General features: G+C 44.5%; 7 protein-coding genes. All 7 read left to right on the forward strand.

The annotated features are described in order from the left end of the window. The first annotated feature begins 70 nt into the window (after window positions 1-70). The 7 genes from HXT32_RS01110 to HXT32_RS01140 all read left to right on the forward strand — a co-directional run bounded on the left by HXT32_RS01110 (window position 71) and on the right by HXT32_RS01140 (window position 21,110). Complete coding sequence (locus HXT32_RS01110) at window positions 71-4,090, forward strand: DNA-directed RNA polymerase subunit beta' (protein ID WP_422118996.1); 4,020 nt, start codon at window positions 71-73, stop codon at window positions 4,088-4,090. A gap of 668 nt (window positions 4,091-4,758) precedes the next feature. Next, entirely contained in the window at window positions 4,759-5,841 is a 1,083-nt protein-coding gene (locus HXT32_RS01115; protein WP_033888475.1) for an ORF6N domain-containing protein, read from the forward strand. Window positions 5,842-6,073: 232 nt separating this feature from the next. Next, the gene (locus tag HXT32_RS01120; protein ID WP_004109288.1) at window positions 6,074-6,430 is read left to right on the forward strand and encodes a type II toxin-antitoxin system RelE/ParE family toxin; all 357 of its coding nucleotides are present in this window, start codon (window positions 6,074-6,076) and stop codon (window positions 6,428-6,430) included. Window positions 6,431-6,693: 263 nt separating this feature from the next. After that, window positions 6,694-6,978 (forward strand): helix-turn-helix domain-containing protein, encoded by a 285-nt coding sequence (locus tag HXT32_RS01125; RefSeq protein WP_012914440.1) that lies wholly within the window; start codon window positions 6,694-6,696, stop codon window positions 6,976-6,978. Between the two features lie 832 nt (window positions 6,979-7,810). Beyond that, window positions 7,811-9,565 (forward strand): SpaH/EbpB family LPXTG-anchored major pilin, encoded by a 1,755-nt coding sequence (locus HXT32_RS01130; protein WP_422118997.1) that lies wholly within the window; start codon window positions 7,811-7,813, stop codon window positions 9,563-9,565. Window positions 9,566-10,247: 682 nt separating this feature from the next. After that, on the forward strand, window positions 10,248-11,372 hold the full coding sequence (locus HXT32_RS01135; protein ID WP_415693677.1) for a class C sortase: 1,125 nt from the start codon (window positions 10,248-10,250) through the stop codon (window positions 11,370-11,372). A 111-nt stretch (window positions 11,373-11,483) separates the two neighbouring features. Further along, a complete protein-coding gene (locus HXT32_RS01140; RefSeq protein WP_422118998.1) occupies window positions 11,484-21,110 on the forward strand; it encodes a hypothetical protein in 9,627 nt (3,208 codons plus the stop codon). The last annotated feature ends 249 nt before the right edge of the window (window positions 21,111-21,359 follow it).

The raw sequence follows: 21,359 nt of genomic DNA on the forward strand, positions 1-21,359 counted from the left end.
TTCGGTAACGAACACACTTTAAGAAATTAAGAAACATTAGAAAACAATTTCATGAGACAGGACGATAAGAGTGCTGGACGTCAACGCATTTGACAAACTGAGGATTGGACTGGCCACCGCCGAAGATATCCGTAGCTGGAGCCACGGCGAAGTAAAGAAGCCAGAAACCATTAATTACCGTACCCTAAAGCCAGAGAAGGACGGTCTGTTCGGTGAGCAGATCTTCGGTCCAACTCGCGATTGGGAGTGCGCGTGTGGTAAGTATAAGCGCGTGCGCTTTAAGGGAATCGTGTGCGAGCGATGCGGCGTGGAAGTTACCCGCAGCCGCGTTCGCCGCGAACGCATGGGTCATATTGAGCTTGCAGCTCCGGTAACGCACATTTGGTTCTTCAAGGGTGTGCCAAGCCGTTTGGGCTACTTGCTCGACATTGCACCTAAGGATCTTGAAAAAGTAATCTACTTCGCAGCCTACATGGTTACGAAAGTCGACGAAGAACAGCGTCATCAAGATCTTCCAGATTTGCAAGACGAATTCGATACCGAAATCGGCAACCTTCGCAAGCGCCGCGATAACGAAATTGAAGCGCGCGCAAAGAAAGTTGAAGAAGACTTGCACGAGCTGGAAGAATCTGGCGAAAGCAAAGGTGCTGCAAAATCTAAGCTGCGCGCTAGTGCAGAACGCGAAATGTCTGCTATTCGCACCCGTTACGACGAGCAGATTCAGCGTTTGAATGCCGTGTTCGACCGCTTCAAGGGCTTGCGTGCCGGAGACATGGAAGGCGACGTTGACTTGTGGCGCGAGATGGAAGATCGCTACGGTGACTACTTCGAAGGCTGCATGGGTGCTGAAGCTATTAAGAAGCGTTTGCAGGACTTCGATTTGAAGTCTGCCGCAGAGGAGCTTCGCGCAGAAATCGACAACGGAACCGGTCAGCGCAAGGCTCGCGCTTTGAAGCGACTGAAGGTTGTAAACGCATTCTTGACTACTGGAAACAAGCCAGAAGCTATGGTTTTGGACGTAATTCCAGTAATCCCACCAGATTTGCGACCAATGGTTCAGCTCGATGGTGGTCGTTTTGCAACTTCCGATTTGAACGATTTGTACCGTCGCGTAATCAACCGTAACAACCGTTTGAAGCGACTTATTGAGCTCGGCGCTCCTGAAATCATGCTTAATAACGAAAAGCGCATGCTTCAGGAAGCAGTCGATTCGCTCTTCGACAACGGTCGCCGCGGACGCCCAGTAACCGGCGCATCCAACCGACCATTAAAGTCGCTTTCCGACATGCTTAAGGGTAAGCAAGGTCGATTCCGTCAGAACTTGCTCGGTAAGCGTGTTGATTACTCCGGCCGTTCCGTAATCGTCGTTGGTCCAAGTCTTCGCATGCATCAGTGCGGTTTGCCAAAGCCAATGGCATTGGAGCTGTTTAAGCCGTTCGTTATTAAGCGTTTGGTAGATCAGGGCTTTGCTCAGAATATGAAGAGCGCAAAGCGTTTGGTTGACCGCGGCGACTCCGAAGTTTGGGGCGTCTTGGAGGAAGTTATTTCCGAGCATCCTGTGCTTCTTAACCGCGCACCTACACTTCACCGCTTGGGTATTCAAGCATTTGAGCCAATTTTGGTTGAAGGTAAAGCAATCCACCTGCCACCACTTGCCTGCGCAGCATTCAACGCAGACTTCGATGGTGACCAGATGGCAGTGCATCTTCCGCTTTCTGCAGAAGCTCAAGCCGAAGCACGCACTTTGATGATGGCTTCCGACAATATCTTGAAGCCAGCAGACGGTCACACCGTTACAATGCCTTCTCAGGATATGATTCTGGGTCTTTACTACTTGTCTACCGTAATTGACGGAGCAAAGGGTCAGGGTCGTATTTTCTCCTCGCTTGCTGAAGCTGAAATGGCTCTCGACAAGCATGAGATTGACATGCAAGCTAAGGTGCTGATTCGAGTTCCTGCAGACTTCGTATTGCCAAAGAATTGGGAGCCTGCTGAGCTTAAGGTTGTCGACCCTGAGCCAGGCAGCCCGGACGTTGTGCGCGAAGAGCGTTTTAAGGACGGAACTGTACTGTTTGCAACTTCTTGCGGACGCATTTTGTTCAACGGAACTTTGCCAGTCGACTATCCGTTCGTAAACGAGCAGGTGCCAAAGGGCGTACTTTCTAAGATCGTCGACGAAATTGCAACCCGCTATTCTACAGCTCAAGTTGCAGCAACACTCGACGCTTTGAAGGATCTCGGCTTTACTCGCGCTCCTTGGTCTGGCGTAACGATGGCATTCTCCGACATTGTGCTTCCTCCAAATCGCGAACAAATCGCGCAAGATTACGAGGATCAGGCTGCAAAAATCAACTCCCAGTACGATATGGGTCTTCTTACCGACGAAGAACGTCGTCAAGAGTTGATTAACTTGTGGACTGAATGCACCGACAAGGTTGCAGACGCAATGCGCGAAAACTTCCACGACGACAACAACGTGAACATCATGGTTCAGTCAGGCGCACGTGGTAACTGGATGCAGATTCGCCAGATTGCTGGTATGCGAGGCCTCGTGGCAAACCCTAAGGGCGAGATTATTCCTCGACCTGTTAAGTCAAACTACCGCGACGGCTTGTCTGTGTTGGAGTACTTCATCTCCCAGCACGGCGCTCGTAAGGGCCTGGCAGATACCGCACTTCGTACGGCAGAATCTGGCTACTTGACTCGTCGTCTTGTGGACGTTTCGCAGGAAGTAATCGTTCGCGAAGAAGATTGTGGCACTAAGCGCGGTCTTATGATGAAGATTGCTGATCGCGACGAAAACGGCAATTTGACGCTTGTTAAGGCTGCTGATGGCGGTCCATACTCGCGCTTGCTTGCTGCAGACGTGCTCGATCCTGCTGACGGCACTACAGTTTTGGCAAAGTGCGGAGATGCGCTTTCTATGGACGTTTTGCGCGATTTGGTTGCGCACGGCGTTGAGGAAGTTAAGGCGCGTTCTGTGCTTACTTGCGAATCTAAGCGCGGCGTTTGCGCAAAGTGCTACGGATGGTCCTTGGCTACGAGCCGACTCGTGGATGTTGGCGAGGCTGTTGGTATTGTTGCAGCACAGTCCATTGGTGAGCCTGGTACGCAGCTTACGCTTCGTTCCTTCCACTCTGGTGGCGTCGCTTCGGCTTCTGATATTACTCAGGGTCTTCCTCGTGTTACGGAGCTTTTCGAGGCTCGTACTCCTAAGGGTGAGGCTCCAATCGCTGAGTTCCCAGGCGTTGTGAAGGTTGAGGATACTGACCATGGTCGTCAGGTGACTTTGACTCCAGACGACACTACGGTTGAGCCAATCGTTTACCCTGTGACGCGTCGTGCGCCAATGGTGGTAAAGGATGGCGAGCATGTTGACGTTGGTACGCAGCTGATTGAGGGTTCTGTGGATCCTAAGAAGATTTTGCGAATCCTTGGTCCGCGCGCAGCTCAGGTGAATATTGTGGAAGAAGTTCACAACGTTTACCGTTCTCAGGGCGTTGATATTCACGACAAGCACATTGAAGTTATTGTGCACCAGATGCTTCGCCGTATTACGGTGATCGATTCTGGCGATACGGATCTTCTTCCAGGTGAGCTTGTGGATCAGGCAAAGTTCCGTGAGGCAAACTTGGCTGCCGTTAAGAACGGTGGCAAGCCTGCTGCTGGTCGACCAGAGCTTATGGGTATTACCAAGGCTTCTTTGGCTACGGATTCTTGGCTTTCTGCAGCATCGTTCCAGGAGACTACGCGCGTGCTTACTGAGGCCGCCTTAAGCCAGAAGGAAGATGACCTCAAGGGCTTGAAGGAGAACGTGATTATCGGTAAGCTCATCCCAGCTGGTACCGGTTTGGCGCGTTACCGCAACGCTAACGTGGAGCCGGATCCTCAGGTGCGTGACTCTATTTATCCGAACTTTGGTTTGGGTGGTGCAGATAGCACGCCTTCGAACTTCGGTGAGAGCGATATGGGCGATGTTGACTTCTCCAACATTGATTTTGGCGACATGAAGCTCGGCGACGACTTTAATCCAGATGATTACCTTGATGATCAGGGTGGTCAGGGTGATTACGGCGACGAAGCTGAGTGACGCTAGTCTGATATAAAAATGGGGCTTCAAGCTTTCGGGCTTGAAGCTCCTTTTTGTTACTGGCACAGTATGCTTTCTGCGTTAATAACGTATAATGCCGTTTTTTCGTTACTGGGCAGCGTGACGACCTGCTTTCGCGCATAGAGCGTAGCGCGCGAAAGCAATTCGGAGCGGAAACTCGCTTAAGTTGAAAGCACAGTGTGCTTTCAACGCGAGTTTCGCAAGCGAGCGCGCAATCTGCGCGAGCATTAACTGCGTGCGTGTCTGATTTTGCTTGTTTTGGGACACTAGTGCAGTACTGTTTCTGCGTGCGTGTCTGATTTTGCCTACTTTCGGACACTGGCGCAGTCGGCTTACTGCATGAGTAACACATGAATCGTACTACAACACCTTTTAACCACAATGTTATAAATTTATTGTCTATTCATCGTATTCTCAAATAACTTCAGTAGTATGCCTAAAACTAACAACGAAATGATACGTATGATAAGAGACGCTGAAATAGAGCATAGATGCATCCTACCTATTAATTCAGCTCAAAAACTAATAAATCTACGCACGATGTTGTTTATTTGTTGCTGGCGCAGTTGATTTAAAAAAGTTACGCAGTAAAAGTTACGCAGTACGTGGCGTATTGGGAAAGATATTTAGATAATGTTGGGGGCATTATGGCAGAAGAGAAGAAAGAGATTGTGATAATAGATGAAACTACGATTAAAAGTAAGATTCACTATATAAGAAATCAAAAAGTTATGCTTGATTCGGATTTAGCTGAAATTTATGGATACTCTACAAAAAGATTTAACGAACAGGTTAAAAGGAATATTGAAAAATTTGATGACGATTTTATGTTTCAATTAACCGGTGAAGAAGTATATGAACTTTCAAGGTACCGTTTTGGCACCTTGAACGATGGGCAAGTATATGAACTTTCAAGGTCGCATTTTGCGACCTTGAACAAAGCGCAAGGCAGAGGCAGTAACATTAAATACAAGCCATATGTTTTCACAGAACAGGGCATCTATATGCTTATGACTGTATTAAGGGGAGAACTGGCAGTTAAACAGAGCAAGGCTTTAATACGAATGTTCAAGCAGATGAAAGACTTCATTGTTGAAAATAGAGACTTTCTTAGTTCAAAAGAAATGACGCAACTGTTATTGCAAACAAGCCAAAATACAAATGATATAATGCAGCATTCAAAAGAAATAGCAAATATAAACGATAAAATTAGCACTTTGGCAACAAAAGAAGATTTGAAAAAGGTAATGGATAATTTTATAGATAGTAACACCTACAAGCATTTTCTTTTGCTGAATGGAGATAAGATAGAAGCAGATGTTGCCTATACAAAAATATATAAGTCAGCAAAGAAAAGCATTTATGTTATAGATAACTATATAGGGCTTAAAACTTTGGAACTTTTAAGGGCTGCAAGAGATAACATACAAATCATAGTTTTTAGCGATAATGTAAGAAATAAAGATATGCTTACAAAAAATATTTTAGATGATTTTAGAAAAGATTATCCTAATATAGACCTGAATCTGAAGGTATCCGATAAAAAATACCACGATAAATATATTGCACTAGATTTTGGGACAGAAAATGAAGTCTTTTATCTTTGTGGAGCATCATCAAAGGATGCGGGAAATAAAATATCAAGTATTACTCAAATAGAAGAATCATCTAAGGATATGTATCATACAATGTTTGCTGGAATGTTAAACAATAAGAATTTGAAAATTTAATACACAAAGAGCAAAGTAGGAAGTTGTATGAACTTTAAAAGGCGGTAGAAGCGAAAATCTATCGTCTTTTTAATTACTGCAAATTAGAGAGCGCGTGTTTTCTGCGTTAGTGTCTGATTTTGCTTGTTTTGGGACACTGGCGCAGTACTGTTTCTGCGTTAGGGTTGCTGGTTGCTTGTTTTGACAAGATGTATACAAGCGATTATGCTATATATAACATAAGCAGGGGGTTGTGGAATTGTTTGATGTGATTTTTTACAGTGATAAGGATGGTGATAAGCCAGTACGCGAGTTTATTAAAAGTTTAGATGTCAAGTTGCGCGCGAAGGTGGTTTCTGATTTGCATCGCTTGGAGATGTTGGGAAACGATGCGAGGGAGCCGCTTAGTAAGCATGTTGGCAACCATATTTTTGAGCTTCGCACTATTTTAGGTAGCAACATAGTGCGTATTTTATACTTTTTTGATGCGGATAAGATCATTGTTGCCACCAACGGATTTGTTAAAAAGCAGCAGAAAACTCCGCGTAGTGAAATATTGGTCGCTATGCAGAGAAGGGCTGAATATTTTAATAGAAAGATGGGCTTGTGATGGAAAAGCAAGAGTTGCAGGGAACGTGCGTAGTGCAGGAAAAGCAAGAGTTGCAGGGAACGTGCGTAGTGCAGGAAAAGCAAGAGTTGCAGGGAACGTGCGTAGTGCGAGGAACACGAGTAATGCAGAGAAAGCAAGAGTTGCTGCGAACGTGCGCAGTGCAGGAAATGCACGTAGTGCGGGGAACACGAGTAATGCAGAGAAAGCAAGAGTTGCTGCGAACGTGCGCAGTGCAGGGAGCGCGTGCAGTGCAGGAAACGCGAATGAATGATTTGCATGAACTCACGGACGAGCTTATGAAGGATCCCGAGTTCAAGAAAGAGTATGATGCGCTTCAGCCGGAAAGAGACTTGACTATGTCGCTTGTGATGGCGAGAAAAAGGGCTGGTTTGACTCAGGCTGAGCTGTCGGAGAAGACGGGTATAAGTCAGTCGGATATTAGCAGGTTGGAAAATGGTTCGAGGAATCCGACTATTGCGCTTTTGAATCGTATTGCAAATGCTTTGAACGCGACTTGTAGGATTGAGTTTGTGCCGAATGCGCGTTGACGTGTTTTAGCGCTGCGATTTAGCGCTCAACTTGCCTTGTACTTTCCAAACGAACTTGTTGGAAATTCCGACAGGTTGACTTTTCGTTAGGAATATAAAGAAAGCACAATCGTGTGCGCGCTTGCGTGGAAAGCCCAGCATAATTTCTAAAGCACAGCCACACTAGCCTGCCCTGCCTTCGTCTTTGTTGACGAAGGCAGACCTCGCTTGCGTTGAAAGCACACTGTGCTTTCAACTCTGAGCAAGCTCGGCGTTCCGAGTTGCTTTCGCGCGCTAAATCGCTGCGCTCAAGCAGGTCGTCGCGCGTGGAAAGCCCAGTGGGCTTTCCGCATTATGCAAGCGCTACCGCATTGAGCTTGCTTGAAGCGCGCAATGCAGCTTCAAGCAAGGGCAATGCGACACGCCGATGGTTTGAGTTTTGAGAAAAAATAAAAAACGCAAAAAACAAAAAGAGCTGGTTATTTGACACCCCTCAAACCCGTTGTTTTTCAACGATTTTTGTACCGGGGGGGGGGTAGATGCTCAGAAACATAAACATTTGACTGTGTTATACTACATCTCATTTTTCGTTTAAATATCGATTAATATTATATGTACTCACGGTTGAGCGTTATCGCGCAATTTGCGAAAAATAGCTAAATGATGAAAGTTTGCAGTTGTATTTCTGCGTTCGCATCTGTGTGTTTGCACTGATGCTGTCGTCAATGCAATTGTCAGTATGTCATAACGACACAATTGTTAATATGTCATAACCTTTTGTTTAGCTTGTAACCTGCTGTTGAGCCTAAATAAAGATGTAAGACGATTAGTTTATTTATTGAAGAGAGGAAATATGCGTCTACAGACTTCAAAGTTAAAACGCGCCGTGGCACTCGTAGCTGCCTCCTGCACGCTCGGTACCTGCTGCATCGCTGGATCCATCGCGTGGGCTGGTAATCCAACTGCTACTGTTGAAGGTGCAAACACTGCAAATATCAAAAAACAAGATACTTCTATTACAATTTATAAGTATGAAGGTCCTGAAAGTCAGACTCGTAATGATGGTAAAGAACATACCATTCCAGATACTCAGAAACCAATTGAAGGCGTGAGGTTTAAGATTACTCGCGTTATGAAAAACGATGGTAGTGCTCTTGACTTGTCAACCGCTCAAGCCTGGAAAGATATTGAAGGTTTGATTCAAGATGGTAAGACTGCAACTGAAGAGTTAGCAGCTAAAAACCTTAAGCTTTCTGAAAAAACAATCGACAAATATGAAGCAACTACCGATAGAACTGGTAAAGCTGAGTTTACTGGTTTAGGTCAAAATTTGAGTCTGTACTATGTGGAAGAAGATTTGGCTAATAGCACGCCTAAGAAAGATAGTAAGCCTGTTAAGATTACTAAGCAGGTTAACCCATTCCTTGTAACAGTTCCTCTTCCAGATACAACAACTCACGGTTGGATTTACAAGTTAAAGATTTATCCAAAGAACGATGTCAGTGACAGTAAAGTTACTAAGAAGGCAGAAGCAGATCCAAGCAAGCCATACATTGATGGTGTTAATACTACAATGGGCTGGGATATTTCCATACCACTGACTGCTATTAAAGATGGCGGCAATAAATATACTAATGTTTCCTTCACTGATCCAATCAACACAGACTTCTTGAATTACAAGGAAGTTAAGGATCTTAAGCTTGTAGATAAAGATGGAAACAACTCTGTAACTTTGGATGCAGCTGATTATGAGATCGAAGCTTATTCTACAACCGGTGATAATCCTACAAAAGTAGCAGACTTGAAAAAAGAAGGTGCTCTTAAAACCGTCAAGTGGATTCGCGTTAAGCTTACTGACACTGGTTTAGCTAAGGCTTCAGCAAAAGTTGGTGGTAAGTTAACTGCTACTGTTGTAACTTCCGTAATCGCTCCTGGAGCTATTAAGAACCTTTTGAACACTGACGTAGATGGCGTGACAACTGGTGAAGGAAATGAGAATCCATGCGTTCCTGCGAAAGAGAAGCCATGTAATGAAGATCCAAATCATCCTCACGAAGGTGGAGATACTACTAATTTCGCTAAGCTCACAATCAATAAGATTGGTTTAAGCACAAACGATGCTAAAAATGATGGTAAACCTTTGAAAGGTGCTACATTTAAGGTTTACCCAGCTGCAAAAGATAAGAAGGTTAACGACCTTGAAGGTAAGACAGTTGCTGATGCTGGTACATCGCTTGTAACAGATAATGATAAAGTCCGTGAAATGGCAGCAACTGGTGATGACGGTGTAGCATCTGATTCGTTCTTCGTTGGAAACGGCGCAGATAATACTAAAGTTTATTGCGCAGTAGAAACTGTAGCTCCAGAAGGATTCAATCTTGATGACAAGTTGCATTGCTTCAATTTGACTTCAGCTAAAAATTCTGAGACTAATAACACTAAGACTATTAACAACAAGCAGTCAACTGATCTCGATAAGATCCTCGCAGCATTGCCTATGACTGGTGCTCGCGGCTTGGTGATTTTGACGGTTTGCGGCATTGTTGGCATCGCTGGCACGCTCTTCTACGTTGTGATGAAGCGTCGCAAGGAGCAGGAGCAAGAGTAAAACTCGCTCGTTGGCTGAGTTGCTTGGACGATTGTTCCAGCTGATTTGCTCTGCCGGTTGCGCAGTTTGGTTTCGAAACAAGCTGTGCAACCGGTTTGAGCGGATTAGTTGCGCAGTCGGGTTGGAGCGCAAACGCAAGAAATTCTCCGGCAAATGTTTCCGAAGCTTTGCGCCAATGCTTCTGCGAAAAGTGGTTTTGTAGCTTTGTAGTTTTGCTCTGCTGAAGTTGCTTCTGTAGCTTTGCGCCAATGCTTTGCAAATGTCGATTATTTATTGATTAGCGAACTTTAGCATTAATGCTCTGCGGACGTTGAGTATTTATTGCTTAAAGAACACTAGCGTCATTGCTACTGCACACGTCATATCAAATACACTCACCACCAATCCATCCGCAGCTTAGTTTTTCGACTTTAGTTGCACTTAGTAAACCACGCAGTTGCGTAACTTTTGCACAAGTCTATGAGTTTTGTGTTGTTGTTTAGTATGTTGAGAGGCTGGAAAAATTGTGTTCAGCAATAAAAGAGGACTGAGGAAGCTACGTTCTTTTAAGAACAAAGCAGACAGTAAAGCCTTTAACAGCCAAAGCGACGAAGGACGGGAGCTTGCGCAAACACAAATTTTCCAGCCTCATCAAGCCCAAAGAACAAGAACATCAGCCAAAACTCATAGACGATACCCAAGAATATCGAAAATAAACTCGCGCAACAACGACAAAAACTGGCACTTCTCTAAGTCCTGCATAGTCCCTGCTTTGCTGTTGCTTGCGTCGTTTGCGTCGCTTATTTACCCGCACGCCGCCATGTGGCTAAGCCAATACCACATGTCGGAAGTTGCTGCAGAGTATGCGAAGCTTATTACACACGCGGTTCCTGCTCCGCATGAGCAGCTCCGCCGCGCTCGTGAGTATAACAGTAAGCTTTCGTCGGGTGCTATTTACGAAGCGAATACGAATATTCCAACTTCGCATGGCGAAACGTCGGATGCTAGTCAGGATTATTGGGATCAGTTGAAAGTGAACGACGACGGGTTGATGGCTCGTTTGCGAATCAAAAAAATTGATCTTGATTTGCCTGTGTATCACGGCACAGAGGATGCCACGTTGCTTAAGGGTCTTGGTCATTTGCGTGGAACTTCGCTTCCGGTTGGCGGCAAGGGGACGCGCTCTGTGATTACTGGGCATCGCGGTTTGGCAAGTGCGGAAATGTTCACCAGGCTGGATGAAGTTGGAAAAGGTGATACTTTTACGATTGAGGTTTTCGACGAGATTCTTACCTACAAGGTTGTTGACAAGATCGTTGTAAACCCTGATGAGACGAAGAAGATTGCAGCCGTTCCTGGTAAGGATTTGATGACGCTGATTACTTGTACGCCGCTTGGCATTAACACGCAGCGCATTTTGGTTACTGGTGAACGCGTGGTGCCAACGCCTGCGGCAGACAAAGCACTTCGAGGTAAAAAGCCTGATGTGCCGCGATTCCCGTGGTGGATTGTTGCTTGCTTTGGAAGCTTGTGTATTGTTGGCGGCTACATTTGGTGGGCTGGTTTGCCTGTAAAGAAGAAAAAGAAAACTGAAAAGAGCGATGCTGCTGCGGATGCGTCTGCTGCTACTAGTGACGACATAAGTGCAGAAAGCTCATCGACTAGCACGGTAAGCAGTGCGGATCTTGTGCTCGAGGAAGCTAAGGCGATTAAAAATCGTCCGAAAAAACGGACGAAAGTCAAAAAGTCTAGTTTGCGCAAGAAACGCAAGCGGAGTGGTCACGGCGAAAAGACTTTCGACTGGCTTATAAGCATCCTTGGTTTATGAGCGATTGCTTATAGGCAATAACAAAACTTAATAGAAAAACTTAATAACAAACTTGTGGTGCCGTGGTGGCGACGCAAAGCAGTTTAAAACAATGCAAAACAGGTGGAAACAATGAAGAGTATTTGGACGATTATGCTAAACGTTCTTGTTCGTATAGGTCAATTGACTCAATGCGCAACTCGTGTAGCTAAACGTACGACTCAGAATATGTGCCGTGTGGCTAAGAGCGCGGCTGAGCGTTTAGCTAGTCGTGTGTCTAATCGTTTGGATAATCGTATAGCTAAATGCGTGAATAAACGCTCATCTAAACGCGAGTCTGTTTTTGCATATCGTGCGTTCAGTAGCTCTTTTGCCTCTGCTCTTAAAACTGTTCTTGTTTGTTCTCTTTCGGTAGCAATGTTGCTACCTATTTGCATTACTGCTGAAACCGCAGTTGCTTTGGATAGTGCTAATAATTCCGCAAATAATTCCACAAAGTCTGATCCAAAGTCTGATTCTAACTCTAATTCTAATAATCCAGACTCTAATTCAGGCTTATCTGCATCATCTCAATCTTCTGCGTTACAGAGTTTCGACAATTCACAAGGATCTGTAGATTCAGGGAATCTACTCTCTCAATCTTTTAATCCTTCTGCAGGCTCTGGCGCAGGCGTGCCGTTTGCTTCTCCGTTTGCTTCTCCGTTTGACTCTCAATTTGATTCTCCATTTGGTTCTCCGTTCGGATCTCAACCAAAGTCACTTTTTGAGCGCGCTGCAGAAGAAGAAAGAGCAAAAGCGCAAAACCGCGACGCTAAGAATTACTCAGCTCGTGAATCTTACGAAGTGTATCGCCCTGGATGTAACAAGGATTACGCTTTAGGCGCATGCATTACTACTGACGGCGATGGTGCTGGTTTGCGCGCTACGAACGGTCACGATTTGGATGTTAATAGCCTTGGATACAACTTGGAATCTAGCGACCAATTTGCTAGTGCAGCAACGAGACCTCGCGGCCACTACGAAAACGGTTCTGTACCTGAAGATCCTTCTGGCACGGATCATTACGGCGCAACTTACTTTACTCCGTATCCTAAGGGCACTTTTATTATGGGCCGTTTACGCAACATGGCCTTTAACCATAAGGGTTCCGGCGTCGACAGAATTAACTTGCCTATAGATGATACTGCAGATTTCGTGTTTGTAAAGCGCACCCCTAAGCTTTCCGGTGGTGGCTTCGTGTGGGATATTATTTTTAACGCTGGCGGCCGTACTCAAGGCGCTGGTGCTGCTCTTGATTACTTTACGATTCCAAAAGGTCAGATTCTAGACAAGGGTAGCGAAGGCGGAAGGCAGTATATTCAGCGTGTTCTTTACAGTGGCAGGGAAGCTACTGCTTTGTATAAGAAGAATCAAGGCAATAATAATCCTCCTCGCGAAACCTGCTCATTCTCGTGGGATAATCCTAACGGTTTATGCAGCATTAAAACTGACGGTAACGATTTTGATTCTGGAGATGACTTAGTCGCAGCTTGGAATAAGATGCGCGGCACTGACGACAGTAAGAATGGCAATTATTCTAGGATCCTTCCGGATGCTGTAACAACTGAGGATTTGGGTAGTTCTGACGCTATTGGTTGGTGCCGTGATGGTCAAGGTTTGGACTGCATTAGATCCAGTAGCTATGGTGCTTTGGATGAAGGCGATCTTAAAGTTGTTCCTAAAGTTGAAGGAAGCTATAACAGAGGCTATAGTCCTGCTTATGTTGCTCTCGTGCAAAATCTTTATAGATCTATAAAAGATGACACGCAGCGCGTATTTAGTTTTGTGAACAATATTAAGTCTGGCGAGATTGCTTATACGTATAAGATTCACTTCACTACTACAACTTCTACGACTAAAAACAACTCATATTGCTCTTCTAATAACGTGGGTGATGGCACGGGTTGCGAAAACTTTTCATTCTTCTACGCTGCAGGATCTTACTATGGTAAGAGAAAGAGCCAAGGTTTTTATGGTGCTACTGACCCGTTTGGTGTTACTAAAGCCAGTAAATATTCCATGACTAATTTTGGTCGTGACGCTAACTTCTACATGTACACTGTAATGCATCAGCAGTGGTATGGTGCGCCGCGAATTATGGATATTCAGGCTCCTAGATACCACTTCCTTAAGGGTACTGGTTTGGGTCCGTACAACAGTGACAGTGGTAATTATCTTGAGCACAGGCATATTTCATTCTCTAGTGTGTTGCTTGGAATAGTAAATCAGCCTTTGGGAACTTCATATCTTATGAACGAGAACCAAGATATACGCTTATTGCCTGATTATTATTCCCCGAATAACGGCTATGCTCGAGGTAATCAGTGGTTCCGTAATCCTGGTATGAACGACCATAATACGAAGGATTCAGAGCCTGGTAGGCATAAGCTTGAGCTTAGATATAACGATAGAACGTATCATATGAGTGAAACTCAGGATTTGTGGTATAGGGTTATTACGCAAGCAGACGTGTTTAAGCCTTTGCAAACTGAGGAATATGACGAAAATAACAAGACTCCTAAGTATTATTCTTACGATCAGCCGCTTCCTAATCCTCTTATTATTGATAATCGTGATAATAATGCTGGGTTTGTGAATTTTGTTGGCAAGCGTTCTGATTTGTATAGGCAGGTAATGGCTTTCGATCCTAACTTGTTCCCGCCTGTTAATAAAGATGAGTATGGTTCAAGGCATAGGTATGGTTCCATAAAGCAGAAGAAGGGCTCTAAGACAAACGATTATCCGCTTGACGCTAACTATTTGACTAATAATCCGGATGGAGATTCTAATACTCCGCTTAAGAATCTTGCTGTTTATAAAGCTGAGTGGACGAATAAGTGGGGTGATGAGTCTCGCTCGAACACTCTTCAGGATGCTGATTTAAGCGTTGCTGCTAAAGTGCCTATTGTTAGCGTTGTAAATCCTTGCGGTCATTCTAAGATTCTTGACGAATACAAGGATAAAATTAACGGTCAGTCTAGGTCTTCTATTTCATTTAGATCCATAGATAGTGACGATAATTCCGCTGCAAACAACGATCGTGCAGCTATGGGTGAGGATCGTGAAGACAGCATGCCTGAATGCTGGCCTAAAGCGCAAAATGCTACTAAGCGTAATGTTTGGTTTGTAAAAGATGCTCCTAAGACGGGCGATGACGGTAAGGAGTTGAAGCCTGGAGATCCTGTAAGGAAAGACTTGCAAGACAAAGTCTTGGCTAAAATCAAGCGTATTTACAGAACTTGGATGCGCAACAAGTATAGTGCTCAGCTGCAAGATGGCAAGGAACCTAAAGTTTTGCCAAATTATGTGTTTGTAAAGTACGTAAAGATTACGTTCTGGGATAATTCGACTACTGTTATACCTGTTGTATTCCCGTATGTTGATTACGAGAAGCCAACGTTGGATGTAAAAGTGAGCGTGAATAATGGAAATCCTGTTGATGCTCCAGCTGATGGTTTGAAGATTCCTGTTAATAGCAAAATTAAGTTCTGGGTTAAAGGTCATGACGATAAGAGGATTTTGCTTGGCGTAAAGCCGCAGGAAGCTACCGACTACTTTACTAACGATAAAAATAAGAGATTCTTTGATAGTAAAAAAGTTGTTGTGCGCAATGATTTCGATATGATTACCACTCCGCGTGACAAAAAGAATGATTGCGATACTCGCGGTTGCGGCGATTTTACTACAATAAGCTACGATCAATTCATTCATAAAAATGGTGAATCTGATAGTAAGACGGATCAAGTTGGCTGGGTTACTAACAGCAAAAATTCTAAAGATGATGGTTCTCCTACAGTATTAGTGGGCGATCAGAATAGAAATCACGGTGTGCATGATTTGATATTCCATGGTTGGGATGCTGCAGGTAATTCCGTAATAAAGAAAATTAAGCTGATTATTGTATCTCCTGGCTATGGTTTGCCAAACGTTTGGTGGGATAAGAAGCCGAATGGACATTATGTTGGGCGAGTGAATCCTTGGGATGAAGATAAGCGCGTGCGCTCGATTATGGTTAGGATTTGGGCGCGCGGTAAGGAAAAGCCTAGGAAGGATCATAACTACGATAAGCTGTGTCCAAATGATGGCAGTTGCTACGGCATTGTTATTCAGCGAGACGGTAATAAGAAGACTGATCTTTGGCATCAGGTTAATACTTTTAATCACAATAATGATGCTGCAAGCCCGGATGGGTCTAGAGCTGCTGAGGATAGAGCTGCTTTAGAGGACAGAGATGCAGTTGATGACAAGGCAGCTGACGGCAAGTCGGCTGACGGTAAGGCGGCTGACGGTAAGGCGAAAGTTGACAATAAAGCTAAAGCTGATAGCGAAAAAACTGATAATGCCAAACCAAGGGAGAACTCTACCCAAAATCAGCAGGATGAGCAAGCTAATAAGCCTCAAACTAGCAACAAGCCTGCTTCCTTGAAGATTTCAAAAGCAACCAAGAAGGATACTAAGAAGAATTCTAAGAATAAGACAGCTAAGAATAGTTCTAAGAAGAATTCTAAAAAGCGCAATGCTCCTGGAAAGCGCAGTAAAGTAAGATTTGCTGTGCTAAACGAAGGTGATTCTTCTAAGAATGCGAATACTCAGAAATCTGAAGTACAAAAACCTGAAGTAAGTGATGGTAACAAGCAGAGTGATTCTGCTAATACTGCAGAAAACGGTAGCGCAAGCAAAGATAATAAAGTCAGTAACGATAGCAAGGACTCTAAGAACGTCAAGGATTCTGAAGATGCTAAGTCAGAAGAATCTAAGGGTCAGGATCGAGATGCTGAAGGAGAAGATCGTTCTGCTAAAAAAACTGCGAAAAGTAACGATGATTGGCGTAAAGAATTTAGTAAGCGCATTCTTACAGCAAAGCTTGGAGATCATATCAAGGGTTGCACTGCTAACGGCGGCGACAGGTGCGAAATAACTTTTGATCCTGTAACTGGAAATATTACGATTCCGGAATACTTTGCAGAAATTGGTTCGAGAATTTACGTAGACACTTACTCTGTGCCGGAAAATAATCCAGATTGGCGTCAAGATAAACTTTGGAAGCTTATGGAGCCAGGCAATCTTCAGGATTACGAAGAATCTGACCCGCTTCCGCTCGATATTGCGTGGCCAAACGGCTTAGTGCAAGTGAACCCGTTTGAGCTTAATAATAACGAAATCGTGGCAATGCTTTCTTGGATGAGACACGATAAGCGTAACGAGCGAATTTTCGGTTACCGCAAGGAAGAAATTGGCGTTAAAGGGCAAAAGAAGTACGATACTTACGACCAGTACGACAGTGGCTTTAAGCCGAAAACTACTCAAGCAAAGTATGCTTATGGTGACGATAAGCCTCAATATTCATGCGAGTCGAAGACGGATCAGCAGTGGAAGCTGTGCTTAGATGGCGTTACTGGTATTGGCAAGCTAGATGAGAAACATAAACTTAACGAAATGCTGTACGCTATAAAGACTCTTTCTTTCCAAAAGTTGGAAGCTGATGACGAGACTACGCTTAACCCGATTGAGCATAAGGTGACGCGCTTCGTTGATATGCGCAAGGACTATACGTGGGGATTAGTAGACAACAACAAGAAAAGTGTTGACGGGCGAAACGATCCTGGATTTGACGGGCTGCAAAACGGCTTGCATGGAAATCAGAAGTTTGGCACGCAATACTTTGTGTACAAGTGGAACATAAACTCATACCGTAAGGGCGGCAATGGTAAGGCGTTAAACCTTCAGGATGTGCTAAAGCTTGTAAAAGGTACGCCGAACATAAATACGCAAGAGGAAAGTAAGCCGCAGCCTTCGCTAACTCCTATGAGTGCGGCGGATAATAAGCAATTTGATGCATGGAATGGTTCGTACCCTATGGCTGTTGCTGGTGGATTAGGTTACGCTGTGCGTGACAATACATGCGCTGCGTCTATTGCTGCTCATAACGGTGTTGCGCAAGAAGGTAAGTGTCAGTGGCGAAATAAGCTTAATTTAGTGAAGTACACGCCTAAAGAATTTATTATGGATTCTTCTTCATTCTCTTACAATGCTTCTGTAAATATGAAAAACGGAAGTGAAGTACATATTACAGATAAGCTTATTGAAAATAAGGGTAGCCAGCATGCTGGTGAAGATAAATATGTTAGTGAATATGCTATTCACAAGGACTTCCTGATGCCTGGCGGTGAAGATTTGAACGGTCAAGCAGACGGCGAAAATATTGGCGACATTATAACTAAGAATATTGATGTTGACACTATGAACGACTACGACGCGTACGGTGAAGGTACTTCGAAGCCTGAGGGATACGCAAATAACAGGCCATTCATGCATGCGCAACTTTATGTGAATAATGGTCAGGTTACGAACGATCTTCTGCTTCGTGAGCCTAGTAAGACGCCAGATAACACAACGAACGTGATAAACGTGTGGTTTATGCCGGTTGATAATGAGAAGCCGACGATTAGTGCGAAGAGTTATCAGGAGTGGGACGGTAAGCCATGGGATATTCACGGAAAATGCATGATTAACGGCGATGTGAATAACTGCAATACAGTTGATGATGATGTTATTACTCTTGATAAGAAAATTTATGCAGGTAATAAAGCTTGGTATGAAGCTGATAATGCAACGATTAATTTACCTGCAGCATTAAAACTAGACGATGATTTCAATGCTTACGAATCTGGCAAATGCACAAGAGAGTGGAAACATGGCGGTATATTTAATAAGCAATACGTCACTTTGTGCCCGAATAGTATAAACAGTAAAGTGCTGGTTAATAATCTGAATGTGTATATTCAAGCGAATAATATTCAGGATTCTAGTGGTAAAACTTCTAGTCCGATGGTGAAGTTTGTTAGTAACGGCGTTACAAATAAACATTTGCTTAGAAGGTTTGTTGAAAAATACAGAAGCACAGATTTAGAAAACCCAAGTGTAAATAAGCAAACTGTATTTACAATGTATGCTGAAACTACGGATAGTGCTGGAAAGCAAAGTGCAAAAACTGTTGTTGGATGCTTTAAGGCTACGTGGACAGACATGGTGAAACCATCTGTTGTTGCGTACGATGGTAAAAGCAATGAATTTGCAAAGTATGATGACTGGCTCAGCAAAGATGGTTCTTCACAAAACCGCGATTATAAAGTTGTCGTTAAATCAGGCTATGGAGCTAAAAGAATGGTAGTTTACTATCACCCTGCTTCAGAGCTTGAGAAACCTGTTACTAGTAATGGTCTTTTTGGCTCTGCTGCAAACTCAAATGAGACTAACTTGGAAACCAGCATTGGTAAAACAATTTCCGTATGCTGGAATGGATCGTGGAGTGTATGCGCTGGTACTTTCAAGCCGAATGAAGTAACGCTTAATCACGATAATGATGGTAATGCTGTTATAACATTCCCTAGTGGTTTCTTAGCTCCAGGAAGCGTGGTTCGAGCACGCAGTCGTCTTGAAGTTGGTCCATGGACGTATATGCCTGGTGTTAGAAGCCCTGAAGATCTTTCCGATGATTCGCTTAATAGAGACGGAAATAAGACTGCAAGAAGCGGTGGAAGTAATCGAAGCGGCGGAAATAGCAGAAACAGCGGAAATACGCGTGCTGCAAAAGGTCGCGCTGCAAAAGGTAAAAACTCTTACAAAGACGACGCTAGTTCAGAAGATACTCTTGACGTGCTGCCAATGGCTTACGCAAAAGAAAAGCCTAGCGAAGTATGCCGTCCGGATTACTGGAGCGCAGACAACTGGTCTGGTTCGAAGAAGTCGTCCGACTGCGTGTACTTCGGTGTTACTATGAAGCGTCAAATAGTGCAAATACACCCAATGCTGCTAAGCGGTCACGAGGAGCGCGCAATACGAATGGATTTGCGCAGTGAAAACAACTTTGCGGGCGAACCAAAGAAGGGAATTTGGCTTCAAAACGATAGTGAAATCGTTACGAATGAGGATCCAAGGCTTGAGCCTGGTAAAACTATGGTGACTTTTAGGAAGTATGACTATAGTGCTATGGACGATGAGCATAAGCCTTTGAATCCGCCTACCTATAGTGGCCGCCAAGTAGGGAATATACAAGACGTAGCTGTTATGACTCGAGGCTGGAGAAGCCGCGTGCTTGTGCCAAATCCGCGAGAAAATAAGATTACGCGATTTGTGCGATTGCGTGCGCCTGAAAACGTAGATAGTGAGCATGGTAGCGATAGTAAGGGTGCTGCAGACTACTTAGCTGATGCGCCTACTAGCTTCGAAGAAACTAAAGATAATAGTAAAGCTCTGCGCGTAGCTGGGCGTTCGTATGATCCAGGATTCGTTCTTTCGAAAGATAAGAAGTCTCTTCTGTATCTGTATAATGCTTCAACTAAGCGCAACTTTACGCTTAATGATTTGCAATATGCGTTGAAGCTTAAGCGTAACAGTACTTTGCACCCAGCAAACGAGTGTGGAAACTATGTTGATGGAAGTCAATGGGCGTTTGCTGATTGTCAGCCATCCTTGCTGCCAGAAGTAAGAGGTAGCGATAAGGTTGATGGTGAGAAAGGTCGAAACGGCTTCAGCTTTGATTGGAATACGCACTTCTATACGTATAATCCGTCTGAAGACCATAGGTCTGGTGCTGCTTCTGCTGCTAACGGCGCTGATAACGACAATGGTGGTACTACTGAAGAAACTTGGTATGTAAACGTCATAGATATGATTTCAAAGGGTGGTACCGGCGGTGGATATTCTATTCCTAATAGCTCTGGCGTAACGTCTGAAAGTAGTAATACTGGTCTTTCGCTTACCGACTTCGCTAATATTGGCGCATGGGGTAGGTCTGGCAGTATTGGATCTGACTTAATTGGTCATAAGGTTCTTAAGAATCCAGATAATGGTTTGTCGGTTATTATGACATATGGCGATAGCTGGGTTGGAGATACTCATAAAACGCGAGGCAAAGAAGGCGGCTGGAATAACGATGCCAACTACGAATTCGTAATGCCTGTGTACCTGGTGCCTGTTGATAACGTTAAGCCAACTTTTGCTGCAACTGCAGGATCGCTTCTCAGTGGTCACGCGGATGCTAATAATCCTTACGTTGTAACGATGGAGGAGAAGGACTACGCTAAGCTCACGGTTAAGGGTAATCCTGTAGAATACAAGGACGGAAAAGTTTCGAAGTCTCAAAGCAAGGAGAGTGGAAAGACTCTGTTTGCGGATGTCCACGACGATTACGACAGTTTCGGTGATCTCAGCAACTTTAGCCTAGTTGCATGCAAAGTCAAGAAGGCTGGCGGCGCAACTGATTTTGACAGCTGCAAGTCAATAATGGGCAAAGATGGCTCCGTGGATACTGCGGCGTTCAAGAAGTTAAAGACTGACGGTGACGGAGTTGAGTACGCTTTGTATGGACACGCAAAAGATAAGTCCAGCAATGAAAGCGACGGCTTTGGTGATAACGGTAACAGAGGCCACTTAGTCGGATACTTCAGCTTTGGTTACCTGGTTCGTCCGGTTGCTCTGCCTTACAGCGGCGGTCAAGCTGCAATATGGTTCAGCTTCATATTTGGCGTGCTGTTGGCGTTGTTCTTGGCATCCGGCGCGTTCGGTAGGCGCGGATGGCTTGGGTTGGTTCTTAGTGGTCACGGATTCGGCGCACTCACTGACAGCAAGCATTGCGACGCTTCTGCAGAAGTGCTTCGAAGCGGCAAGCCGTTCTTCAAACTCAAGTCAAAGTTCAAGTTCAAGTGGCTTCGACGCTGACGCGTAAAATGCGTATGAGTTTGGACTTATAGCGTTTGCGTAAGTCCAAACTCACCCGCGAAACATATTTGCCTGCGACGCAATAGGTTATATACATCTTAATTGCGCGTTATTCAGTCGCGTGGATATTAGTGTGGTAGAGATTTGAGATTTTTCGCACTGAACGAGGTGAACGTCAGAGCCGCAGGCTGCTGATTCACCGAGTGAAGAAGAAAAATCGAAAAATCTCTGCGATAAGGCACGGTTATT

The sequence above is a fragment of the Gardnerella sp. DNF00747 genome, from assembly GCF_049262675.1.
Classification (GTDB): domain Bacteria; phylum Actinomycetota; class Actinomycetes; order Actinomycetales; family Bifidobacteriaceae; genus Bifidobacterium; species Bifidobacterium swidsinskii.

Excerpts from the sequence above, each read along its gene's own strand:
- HXT32_RS01115 (WP_033888475.1), top strand. The coding sequence starts at position 4,759 with ATGGCAGAAGAGAAGAAAGAGATTGTGATAATAGATGAAACTACGATT.
- HXT32_RS01125 (WP_012914440.1), top strand. The coding sequence starts at position 6,694 with ATGAATGATTTGCATGAACTCACGGACGAGCTTATGAAGGATCCCGAG.
- HXT32_RS01130 (WP_422118997.1), top strand. The coding sequence starts at position 7,811 with ATGCGTCTACAGACTTCAAAGTTAAAACGCGCCGTGGCACTCGTAGCT.
- HXT32_RS01140 (WP_422118998.1), top strand. The coding sequence starts at position 11,484 with ATGAAGAGTATTTGGACGATTATGCTAAACGTTCTTGTTCGTATAGGT.